This window comes from Altibacter sp. (genome assembly GCF_019913785.1).
GTDB lineage: Bacteria > Bacteroidota > Bacteroidia > Flavobacteriales > Flavobacteriaceae > Altibacter.
Genome location: NZ_JAIOHK010000017.1, coordinates 1 through 12,141, shown reverse-complemented (window position 1 = coordinate 12,141; position 12,141 = coordinate 1). Strand labels below are relative to the sequence as shown.

General features: G+C 40.5%; 7 protein-coding genes. 3 read left to right on the top strand and 4 right to left on the bottom strand.

From position 1 onward, the window contains the following. Together K8F54_RS02370 and htpG are read right to left on the bottom strand one after the other, a co-directional pair. The coding region (locus K8F54_RS02370) for a LamG-like jellyroll fold domain-containing protein (RefSeq protein WP_290786517.1) at positions 1-1,713 on the bottom strand (1,713 nt) is incomplete at its 3' end. 205 nt (positions 1,714-1,918) lie between these two features. Then, entirely contained in the window at positions 1,919-3,805 is a 1,887-nt protein-coding gene (gene htpG, locus K8F54_RS02365; RefSeq protein WP_290786514.1) for a molecular chaperone HtpG, read from the bottom strand. Positions 3,806-4,136: 331 nt separating this feature from the next. Between htpG and K8F54_RS02360 the strand changes: the two genes are divergently transcribed. After that, positions 4,137-5,144 (top strand): beta-ketoacyl-ACP synthase III, encoded by a 1,008-nt coding sequence (locus K8F54_RS02360; protein WP_290786512.1) that lies wholly within the window; start codon positions 4,137-4,139, stop codon positions 5,142-5,144. Between the two features lie 191 nt (positions 5,145-5,335). On the opposite strand, the gene K8F54_RS02355 is transcribed toward K8F54_RS02360, so the two are convergent. After that, positions 5,336-7,774, bottom strand: coding sequence for a TonB-dependent receptor (locus tag K8F54_RS02355; protein WP_290786509.1), 2,439 nt, complete (start codon positions 7,772-7,774; stop codon positions 5,336-5,338). A 380-nt stretch (positions 7,775-8,154) separates the two neighbouring features. On the opposite strand from K8F54_RS02355, the gene K8F54_RS02350 reads away from it, so the two are divergent. Further along, positions 8,155-8,514: a CoA-binding protein gene (locus K8F54_RS02350; RefSeq protein ID WP_290786506.1), complete on the top strand. Its 360-nt coding sequence runs from the start codon at positions 8,155-8,157 to the stop codon at positions 8,512-8,514. Here the strand turns inward: K8F54_RS02350 and K8F54_RS02345 are convergent. Further along, positions 8,485-9,930, bottom strand: a complete 1,446-nt coding sequence (locus K8F54_RS02345; protein ID WP_290786504.1) for a sodium:solute symporter — start codon at positions 9,928-9,930, stop codon at positions 8,485-8,487. The two genes, K8F54_RS02350 and K8F54_RS02345, sit on opposite strands and share 30 nt — an antisense overlap. Before the next feature lie 124 nt (positions 9,931-10,054). On the opposite strand from K8F54_RS02345, the gene K8F54_RS02340 reads away from it, so the two are divergent. Continuing rightward, on the top strand, positions 10,055-12,141 hold a 2,087-nt coding region (locus K8F54_RS02340; protein WP_290786502.1), incomplete at its 3' end, for a YCF48-related protein.

The window sequence follows — 12,141 nt, the reverse complement described above, 5'->3', positions numbered from 1 at the left end:
ACTTCCACTGGCAGGACCGCCTGTTTGAGTCGTTGGAATAGGTCCGTCTTCAGGATCCAATGCAACGGCAGCTCCAAAGTTAACAACGGCACCACAAACACCGGCATCGGTGCCTTGCATGATGTCACCCGGACATATAATGATCGGGGGAGCACCAACGACTACATTTGAAAAGGCCAGTCCTTTTGCCTGATGGTCCATATTTCCTATTAAGGTTGGTACGCCTGTCGGAGTTACCGAGTATAGGGGGCCGGTGCCATGATCTTGTTTCCAAAGAAAAGCTCCGTTAGCGGCATCCCATGTTAAGGCCTGAGTTTCTTCATCTTCCAAGGCAGTTCCTGTTATATCGATATTGGTTACGCCACAAGGGTTAATAGTCGAATTGCTAATAGTTTCGAAAATAACATTAGCACCAGTATGTCCAGAAGCATGATACAATAGGCCATCAACAGGATTATATCCAAGAGCTTCACCATCATTTCCATTACCCAAAGTACAAACAAAGGTAGGCGCACCTGTTCCCTTGTTCAATGTAAATAAGGTTTCGGGAGTAGCACTTCCATCTCCGGTGACTCCATATAAGGTGCCGGCAGCATCAAAGGCCATTCCTGCAAAACTTTCTTGAGTATCGCCAACAAGTGTCGCAACTCCGGTTCCGCTATCAATTGTGACTAAAGCACGACCTGTAAATCCTAGACCGCCCGCTTTAAGCATCGCCCACATTGTACCCGTTGTTGGGTCTGTTGCCAAGCCTGTAGCGCCATTCACGGTGGCTCCAGCTAACGTAATTGTGGTACTGTTAAGTGTTGAAGCATCTGATTCGTCAATTTCTCTCAATTGATCATCGTTAGATGTAACGGAAAAAAGTGCTCCTGCCCCTGATGGTGGTGCAGAGCAAGGTGTTAAGTCGGCTACCTCCGCAGGGCTAAGTGCTCTATTATACACTCTAAATTCATCCATAGCAGCTCCCGGCGCCAAGCCAGTGCTACTACTATAGGCACCAACTTTAAAGGCTGATCCGGAAATGCTTACAGCGCCTTGCGCTACTGTATTAACCAATACGCCATCCAGATAGGCTCTTACTTCAGAAGCCGCGCTATCATACACAAAAACGTTTGTCGTACCCGCTACCGCAGCACCGCCTGGTAAAGGGACATCTGTAACAGGGCCTCTTAACCACCAGTTACCTGCTCCAGCTACCCCATTTGTAAAACACCTAAAACTGCTTGCTGCAGGGTCACCAAAAATATAATACAGCGTACCTGAAGGAGCAATATCTTGTGTCTTAAATGCAATCGTCCAAGAACCCGATCCTAAATTGGTATCCCAACCTGTATCCACATAATTTGACGATGATGAGCTTCCTGTTCCTTGTAATGAACCTGCATCACAAATAGCAGGAACTCCTTGTGATAAGGAGCCAAGAATAGTAGCCGTTGCCGTTCCTCCCGGAGGACTTGAAGCCATATTGGTTACTGTGGCACCCGCTTCGTCAAACTTGTAATACAGCAGTTCGGGTATCGCGGCAGGAGCCATATTGGTTGTGTTTGATACCGGTGTTCTGGCAGCAAGCATCGTTGCAGTAGCAACATTTTTTTGTACAATGATCGCCTCGCCTATATCCATCGAGGTGTCATCATTTAAACTGGTCTTTTGAGCTTGTAGGGTTGTAAAGCCTAAAAACAACAAAAGCAGAAAAGTAATTTTTTTCATAATTCTAATTTTATTTTGAAGTTAGTATTGATACGTTTCAAGTTACTGAAAAATGAAGGGTCATGCTAATAAAATTAGACTAATGGAGTGAATATTAGATAAAGTGCACCCATATTGTTATAATCTACGTAGTAACACGTATGAAGAAACAAAAAAAACCGTTCTTTTAGAAAAGAACGGTTTTTTCAGATATTGTGTAAAATGACTATTTAATCATCTCGTAGCTTCGTTTTATAAAGGCCGTAAGATCTTCGCCTTTTAGTAAGTTCTTACTCAGTTTTGCCAAGTCCAAAGCCTGATTTACCAAACGTTCCTTTTTCTTTTTCGTTTTGGTGTTCAAAATTTCTGAAACCAATTCGTGATTGGTATTCACTACAAGATTGTACATTTCAGGCATACTACCCATACCAAACATGCCACCGCCCGTTTGTTGCATCTCCTTCATACGCCGCATAAACTCTGGTTCGGTGATGATAAATGGATTTGCTTTGCTATTTAAAGGTTCCAGTTGTACCGAAAACTTTTCAGCAGGAATTACTTCGGTTAAAAAAGTCTGTAGGCTTTCTTTTTCTTCTTCTGAAAGCTTTGAAATAGCCTCTTCTTCTTTTTTAATCAGATTGTCAATATGGTCGCTGTCTACTCGGACGAAGGCCAGCTTTTCGTTGGCAGACTCCAGGCGCTGAATCAGGTGCGATATGATAGGCGAATCCAATAACAATACCTCGTATCCCTTCTCTTTGGCCGCTTCAATATATGCATGCTGTTCTTGCTTATTCGAAGCATATAGCACTACTAATTTTTCGTCCTTATCGGTTTGGGCATCTTTGATCTTTTCCTTCAACTCTTCGAGCGTGAGGTAGCTATCATCAACCGTAGGATACAACATAAAATCCTGTGCTTTCTCGAAGAATTTTTCTTCGGTCAACATGCCGTATTCAATCACTATTTTTATATCATTCCATTTCTGTTCGAAATCCTCTCGATTGTTATTGAACAAACTCTTCAGTTTATCGGCAACCTTTCGAGTGATATAACTTGAAATTTTCTTTACCGCACCGTCTGCTTGTAAATAGCTTCGGGAGACATTTAACGGGATGTCCGGACTGTCAATCACCCCGCGAAGCATCGTTAAAAACTCCGGTACTATTCCTTCCACATTGTCGGTAACGAAGACCTGATTTTGATACAATTGAATTTTATCCTTCTGAATGCTCATATCATTGGTCAACTTAGGGAAGTATAAAATTCCGGTTAGGTTGAACGGGTAATCTACATTTAGATGAATGTTGAAAAGTGGCTCTTCAAACTGCATGGGGTACAGTTCGCGATAGAATTTTTTATAATCTTCCTCCTCCAAATCGGTGGGTAGTTTGGTCCAGGCCGGATTTGGATTATTTATAATATTATCTACCTCTTTAGTGGGTGCTTTGTCCTCTTCTTTAGCGCCTTCAGGCTTGGGAAGCGTTTCTGTTTTTGTTCCAAATTTGATAGGAACGGGCATGAATTTATTGTACTTCACCAGAAGCTCTCGAATACGAGACTCTTCTAGGAACTCGGTCGAATCGTCTGCAATATGAAGAATTATTTCAGTCCCGCGTTCGGTCTTTTTCGATTTTTTGATGGTGTATTCCGGAGAACCATCACAGGCCCAATGTGTGGCAGGTTCATCTTTATAGCTCTTTGTAATGATCTCTACTTTTTTGGCCACCATAAAAGCAGAATAGAAACCAAGTCCGAAGTGCCCAATAATTCCTGCATCTTTTCCATCCTTATCTTTGTATTTCTCAAGGAATTCTTCGGCACCTGAAAAGGCGATCTCATTGATATATTTTTCAACTTCCTCCTGTGTCATTCCAATCCCTTGGTCGGTAATATGAAGTTGCTTCTTTTCTTTATCCACCTTCACTTCAATTAGGGGATTGCCATATTCCACCTTGGCTTCGCCTATGCCTGTAAGATGCTTTAGTTTTAGGGTGGCATCGGTCGCATTTGAAATTAGTTCACGAAGAAAGATCTCGTGATCGCTGTATAAAAACTTTTTAATTAGCGGAAAGATATTCTCTACCGCTACGTTAATAGTTCCTTTGCTCATTTTAGTATGATTTATGTTGTTATTGTTTCTGAATGACTACTAGGCAAATAAAGTACCAATTACCAGTTTGCTGACACCTTGTCACAATCTTTAAAATTTAACATATTATTGTTTAATGTTAACAATTAATTATTAAACAAAGTTGTATATTTACCGCTGACTAGTGGGATAATAAATTGCTATGAATTTCAAAATTTATTGTTATTATTTTATTGTTTAGGTTGTTACGATTGAGGAGCGAATTTCGCTCCTCAATTTTTTTATTACTTTAAATTATTTCAAGTATTCCTGCGGAATACTTATCTTTCCCTTTCGATTAAATTACAACTACATGTATACGTCAAGAATCACGGGAGTAGGTGCTTACGTTCCCGAAAATGTGGTCACCAACGACCAGCTTTCCAAATTAATGGATACCAATGATGCTTGGATCCAAGAACGTACCGGTATTAAAGAGCGTCGTCATATCAAAAAGGGCGATGGAAATAATACTTCTGTCATGGGGGTAAAGGCCGCAACAATTGCCCTAGAAAGAGCGAATCTAAAACCTGTCGACATCGACATGATCGTTTTTGCCACGCTGAGCCCGGATATGTATTTTCCAGGTGGTGGTGTACAGGTTCAGGAAATGATGGGCATGCGTACCATACCAGCATTAGATGTTCGCAATCAGTGTAGCGGATTTGTATATGCCCTCTCGGTGGCCGATCAATTTGTAAAGACGGGAATGTATAAACATGTATTGGTCATTGGGAGTGAAAACCACAGTGGTGGCCTTGATTTCACCACACGCGGAAGAGGGGTTTCGGTGATCTTTGGGGATGGGGCAGGTGCTGTTGTAGTTTCAAGAAATGAAGATGGAAAGGGAGGTATTTTATCTACGCATCTGCACAGTGAGGGAAAGCATAAAGACGAATTGGCCCTGCAGGGACCAAGTACCAATTATTGGGTGCCACAAATTATTGCCGAGAATCCAACAGAGGATATTCCCTACTATCCGTATATGAACGGTACCTTTGTTTTTAAACACGCCATAGTTCGTTTTTCTGAAGTAATTAAAGAAGGGCTTAAAGCGAATAATCTATCGGTGGAGGATATTGACATGTTGATACCGCATCAGGCAAATTTGCGCATTTCACAGTTTGTTCAGCATAAATTTAGATTGCCCGATGACAAGGTGTTTAACAATATTCAGAAATACGGCAATACAACGGCTGCATCCATCCCTATTGCGCTTACCGAAGCTTGGGAAAAGGGAAAAATAAAAGAAGGAGATCTTGTGGTCTTAGCAGCCTTCGGGAGTGGATTTACCTGGGGCAGCGTCATCATACGGTGGTAATTTCAATAAAATGAAAAAGCCTCCTGAATTTCAGGAGGCTTTTTTGTACCTAATAGGTTTAATTTTTAGAATGGCTAATTCAAATAAATTATAAATATGACATTAGGTAGTATTATATAGACTTCAGAAGTACACTAAATGTTGCACGCACTTTCAAAATTTAACGTTCTTATAACATTTGGTCAATTCCATTAGAAGATGCCACCACTACCTTCTTTCTCTCTGTCATCCCGTGTCTTTCTGGACTTAGCTCTGTATTTTCCACCTCCGAAGCGATACGAAAGTCCTACATATACACTGTTGCTTTCCCAATTGAAAGCACCCACTTGTGCATAGGGTAGTTCTCCTTCAAATCCAAATTTCATCGTATCGAAGATGTCATTATAGTTAATGCTGAAAGTGCCTTTTCCTTCCCATAGGCTATATCGCGCCCCAATATTTACAAAATACATGGGATCCATAGTAAACTGCAAGTTTCTTGCCTTTCCTCTGTAAAAACCAAAGGCCGAAAGTGACAAGTCCTTGGTCACCTTAAAATTGTTAAACATTCTGAAATTATAGGCGACATTGTCTACCTCATAGGTGTCCACAATGATATCGGCAATTGTAGGGTTTTCTATGTTTTCCAATCGTTCGGCTATACCTGTTTGCGTCTGGTTGTACAGATCGAAGCTCGCATTAAAACTCCACCATTTGGTAGGGCGATAATTGCTGGAAAGTTCCACTCCATAGGCCGATGTACTGTCAAAGTTGTCGTAGGTAAGAATCACTTTATTCAAATCGGTTCGGTCAATAAACAGCGCACGATTTATTTCGTCTTCAATTCTTCTGTAAAACACACCGGCTGTAATACTCCCCGATTTAAGGTTACGTGTATAATTCACTTCCATCGAATTTGTAAACTGAGGTTGTAATTGGGTATTTCCAAAAGACGATATCAATGGGGTACTCCATTCGCGAATTGGGTTCACCTGACCAATCCCAGGACGATCTACTCTGCGACTGTAACTCACTTGGAATTGATTTTTTTCATTTGGACTATAGGTGATGTATGCCGAAGGATATACCTGTATATAGTCGTTTTTAAATGAACTTACCGCGTTCGTGTCTGCACGTTCTTCAACACTTTCCAGTCGCGCTCCAATTTGGTATGACCAATTGTCAATTTTGTTGCCGTAAGTTGCGTAGACCGAATAGATATCTCTTTTGTAATCGAAATCGGTATCGGGTGTGTCCACTAAGTCGCCATTGGCGTTAAATGTTTGTCCGTCCGATTTGTACTGTAAATTAGTCTCATACAAATTCGCCTCTAATCCAGCTTCTAATTTAGATGTTTCTGTTAGCGGATTCACATAATCTAAATTCACTGTAAATCGGTCGCTCTCCGTATCAACGGTGTCGGTATAGTCATCTATAACTGAAGCGCCGGTAAAGAACCAATCGGCTATTTCATCATTGCTGTAGGTATTGTAATCGGCTTCTAATTCAATATTATGCCCTTCGGTGGCAAAATCCAGTTTATAATCGAAGTTGTATTGCGATGAAACATTATCGCTGTTATTCAGAAAACGTTGCATGAGATTGAACGAACTATCGTCGTAATAGTTAATATCAACCGATCCATTTGTACCGCCTTCATAGAAGTTCTGATTCGTAAAAAAAGAAAGAGTATTCTTATCGTTCAGATAAAAATCTAAACCAACCTTTGCCAAATTGGACGTGCTTTTGTCCAACATATCGATAAACTGTTCACTGTTTTCTTCCGGGCGAAAAATATGTCCTTGATTGTGATTTTTTGAAACATTATTGCTGAAGTTTCCGTAGAGGTTGAGTTTCCCATTGCGATAATTCGTGTTTAAGGATCCATTGAACTTGGCATTTTCATCGTAGGTCAATCCAACGCTTACATCACCATTAAAACCTATATTCACATTTTTGTGTAGAATAATATTGATAATCCCACTCATTCCTTCGGGATTGTACTTTGCCGAAGGATTTGTGATCAATTCAATTTGCTTAATAGAGGTGGAAGGAATTTGTTTCAGCAACTGTGCTACAGGGACATTCGATAATTTACCATCAACCATTACTCGGACATTTTCATTGCCTCGCATGGATATATTTCCTGTTTGTTGATCTACGCTCACCGAAGGGAGATTGTTCATGATATCGGAAGCGGTGGGTCCGGCGGTAGTAAGATCTTTACCAACGTTAATTACCTTTCTGTCCAACTTTTGTTCGATGGTGGAGCGTTCGGCCACTACCGTCACTTCGTCCAGTGCGGCAACATTTTCCTCTAAGAGAATTGTGCCTAGATCGGCTAGTCGATCTCCACGAGAAATATTTATTTCAGTTTCATAGGTATTATATCCTATAAATTGAACGGAAACGATACTCTTTCCTTCGGGAATATCCTCGATACTAAATTTCCCTTCATCGTTGGTTACACCACCTGTGATAATTTCACCGCTTAATGTCTTGACGGCAATGGTTACGTAGGGAATAGGTTGTTGAAGATTTTTGTCTAGTACAGTTCCGGTAATCTTTCCCGGGTTTTCTGTGGTTGGATCGTTGAAAGCAAATGTTGAGACGCTTAAGAAAAGCGTAAGCAGTAAAAATAACTGTTTCATTTTTTTTGATTAAGTTGTTGTTTGTTCGTTTAAATTGACTTGATGTAATGCTTAGCTTAATACCTTGTATAGCATACTTGTAAAGGATGCTATTTCAAAGTTTTTAAACATTTCCAATAAGACGCACTACTAAAAATCTTGTTACATCAAATTGAAAATTTAACATTTAAAAAAAAACAAGCCCGAAGTCTAGAACCTCAGGCTTGTAGCTTTACTGCTATTATTAACACTAACCATCAACGTAAAATTTTCACAGTAAAGTTAGAAACATTTCTATTCAATAGACGGAGTGGAATAGGAATTGTTACAGGCTTCCGAATATTTAACTAAGTTTTAAGAGTTGGTAAAATAGAGCATTGTAATTTTCCAAAAAATAACACATGAAGAAAACTCTTGTATTGGGCGCAAGTACAAACCCATCTCGATATGCCAACCTGGCGATTCATCGACTAACAGCGGCGGGACATCCTGTAGTTGCGGTTGGGATTCGCAAAGGAGTAGTGGCCGGAATTGAAATCACTTCAGAAAAAAAACCATTCGATCACATTCATACGGTGAGCTTGTATTTGAGTGTAAAGCATCAACCGGAGTACTATGATTATATCTTATCCTTAAAACCTAAGCGTGTAATTTTTAATCCGGGTACCGAAAATGAAGCATTTTATACCCTACTGGCCGAAAACAATATAAAAGCCGAAGTGGCCTGTACACTAGTTCTTTTGGGAACGAATCAATACTAGACCTAAAAAGGTTAATGCACCGTTGAGAATAAGGATAAAGAATCCAAATTCGAAACCGAACCAAGTGCTGCTTAAATAACTGATTAGACCTCCCAAAAAAGGCGTAGCAATTGCTACTGCCGGAACCCAAATATCCTTTACCTGCCATTTGGTGAGCATCCCGTACGCATAGAGTCCCAGCAAGGGACCATAGGTATATCCGGCAAAAGTAAATAGCTTGGCAATCACCGAAGCATCTGCAATGACATATTTAAAAATAATAATCACAAAAATCAGCAATAAGGAGATAAGGATATGGATGCGTTTTCTAATCTGAACCTGCTTTTTTTCATCGTATTTTTTCTCAATATCTAGAATGTCGATACTAAATGACGTTGTTAAGGCGGTTAAGGCGCTATCGGCGCTGGAATAAGCGGCTGCTATTAGACCAAGAATAAAACAAACCGCAATTCCAATACCCAAACCGGATTGCGTGGCGATCGTTGGAAATAAGGTGTCTTTTTGAGCATCAATTCCGTTTTGTTGTGCGTAAACCGTAAGTAACAAACCGAGTGCTAAAAAAATAAAATTGACGATGGTTAGCACAATGGTAAACCAGAACATATTCTTTTGAGCATCCTTCAGATTCCTGCAGGTGAGGTTCTTTTGCATCATATCTTGATCCAGCCCCGTCATGACAATGGCAATAAACGCCCCGCTAATAAATTGCTTTACAAAATGATCTCCGCTCTTCCAATCGTCAAAAAAGAAAATTTGAGACATATCGCTTTCAGCAATAAAACTGAAAAGCGCTCCACCCGAAAGTCCTAGGTTTTCCGAAATATAATAAATGGCCACCCCTACTGCGATTAACATAAACAAGGTTTGAAGGGTGTCGGTCCACACAATGGTTTTGATACCGCTTTTAAAGGTATACAACCAAATAAGTAGGATGGTAATGGTAACAGTAAGCCAAAAAGGTACATTCATGGCATTAAATACCAGTTCCTGCAGGACAATAGCCACCAGATACAGTCTGAAACTCGCTCCCACCACTCTTGATAGCAGAAAGAAAGAAGCTCCGGTTTTATAGGAATAGGTACCAAAACGGCCCTCCAAATAGGTATAAATAGAGGTGAGGTTTAATCGATAATACATGGGAAGTAATACCGTGCCAATGATGGCATAGCCAACAGTATACCCTAAAACCACTTGAAAATAACTGAATTTAGAGGCTTCTACCCAACCGGGCACCGATATAAACGTAACACCACTAAGTGAGGCGCCAATCATCCCAAAAGCAACCAAATACCAAGGAGATTGCTTTCCCGCTTTGAAAAAGTCGGCATTACTGCCTCCTTTGTTGGTTAAGAAGGATACGAGAAGTAAAATACCAAAATAACCGGCAATTAGTAGGAGGATGTGTAACGGCTGCATATTGTTTCCGACTTAACTTGAGAATTTTGGTAAAAATACAAAGTTTGACTATGTAAAAGTTTTATTTTTTAATACTTTTGAGGTTGAACCAATAGTAACCTATTACGAACCAAATATTTACGCTATGAAATATAAATTATTACTTCTTTTCGTATTCCTCTTGTATGCAACGAACTCGCAATCACAAGAGTACCTGCAGATGATTGAGGCTGAAACATTTACTGTGCAAGAAATTATTGACAATGCCGAAGCCTACTTTGCCAACAGAGACAAAGGAAAGGGTTCCGGCTATTACAATTTTAAAAGATGGGAATATTCGGCCAATCGATTAAAGAATGAAGATGGCTATTTGCCTACAGTTGCCGAGCAATTGGCAGAAATTGAAAATTTTAATGCCTATCTCAATAATAACCCCGAAAATGGCCAAATGATGAATGATAATTGGCAGGAATTGGGTCCGGATTATTTTAATCAAACCGCTTCTTGGAGTCCGGGAGTAGGAAGAATTACCAGCGTTGCAATTGATGCTGGAAATAATAACCACATGATTGTCGGTGCAAATACCGGAGGCGTATGGAGAACTACCGATGGCGGTGCCAACTGGACACCTGTTGGAGATTATTTTTCGAACTTAGACGTATATTCAGTAGCCATCGACCCAAATAATTCGAGCACCTACTTTTTTGGTTCTATAAGTGGATTGATCTATAAGTCTACCGATTCTGGCGCAACTTGGAATCAGATAGCCGACTTGAGTAATTCTCAAATAAACAAGATTTTAATTGACCCATCCAACAGCAATAAGATGTTTGCTTGTAGCCAAAACACAGGGTTTTACAGAACAACAGATGGGGGTGCCAGCTGGAACCAGATTACTTCTGATATTAGAGCGTATGATATTGAATTTAAGCCCGGCGATCTGTCTGTGGTGTATGCAACCGGTAATGGATTTCAACGATCGACAGATGGTGGAGCCACTTTTACCACCGTTGGCGGTTTTTCTACAGGCGCTAAAATGATGGGGGTATCGGCCGATGACGCTTCTGTGGTTTATGTATTGGAAGCAAGCGGTAGCTCCTTCGCAGGTCTTTATAAATCTACCAATAGTGGGGTGAGCTTTACTCAACTTAACCATGCCGGACGTAATTACTTTACCTGTGATGCCAATGGGACATCGAGTGGGGGACAGGCACCTAGAGATATGGATATCGCTGTGAATCCAAACGATGTTGATGAAGTTCATATTGCCGGATGTAATACCTGGCGATCTTTGGATGCCGGAGTTAGTTTTACGCTTTCTTCTATTTGGTTAATCGATACAGCAGCCGCCACAAACATTGGTTATTGTCACGCAGATGTGGACATAATGGAATTTGTTAGTAACGGTACTTTATATGTTGGAACCGATGGAGGTATCTTCAAGGCCACCAATACAGGAACTCTTAACTCTAATTACTATACAGACCTTACCGATGGTTTAGGAATTCGTCAGTTTTATAAAATAGGAGTATCTCAAACGCCAGATGTTATAGTGACCGGTGGTTCTCAAGACAATGGTTCTTCTTTTTATACACTTGCCGGAGGATGGAAGGATTGGATCGGTGCTGACGGAATGGAAGGCTTCGTAGATAAAGATAATTCAAGTATAATGTACGGTATGATCCAATACGGAGCTATGTACAGAACAAATAATGCGGGTACATCAATTATTAATTTACCCGAACCTCCTCCGGGGCAGGGTGAATGGGTTTCTCCATTCGAACAAGATCCAACGGTAACCAATACAGTCTATTGTGCCTATAGGAGAGTCTATAAATCGACTACGCAAGGAACCGGTTGGGTTTCTATTTCACAAGATTTTGGAGGGAATTTAGATCATCTAAAAATAGCTCCTTCGAATAACCAAGTAATGTATGTGGCGAATGGAGGCCTGATGTACAAAACTACCGATGGAGGTACAACCAATTGGGTGCAGACTACCAATCCGGGAGGAACCGTTAATTCTATTGCCATTCATCCAACAAATCCAAATAAAGTGGCCGTAGCTGTAAACGGTGGTAATCATGTATTTGTTACAAATGATGGCGGAACCACTTGGCAGAATTATGGCTTAAATCTGCCTAATTTCACAGCCCTTTCTGTTATCTGGGATGATAATGGACACGATGGATTATATTTGGGAATGAACTATGGGCTGTTCTATATTGATGA

Coding starts and splice junctions, on each gene's coding strand:
- htpG (WP_290786514.1), bottom strand. CDS start 3,805: ATGAGCAAAGGAACTATTAACGTAGCGGTAGAGAATATCTTTCCGCTA.
- K8F54_RS02360 (WP_290786512.1), top strand. CDS start 4,137: ATGTATACGTCAAGAATCACGGGAGTAGGTGCTTACGTTCCCGAAAAT.
- K8F54_RS02355 (WP_290786509.1), bottom strand. CDS start 7,774: ATGAAACAGTTATTTTTACTGCTTACGCTTTTCTTAAGCGTCTCAACA.
- K8F54_RS02350 (WP_290786506.1), top strand. CDS start 8,155: ATGAAGAAAACTCTTGTATTGGGCGCAAGTACAAACCCATCTCGATAT.
- K8F54_RS02345 (WP_290786504.1), bottom strand. CDS start 9,930: ATGCAGCCGTTACACATCCTCCTACTAATTGCCGGTTATTTTGGTATT.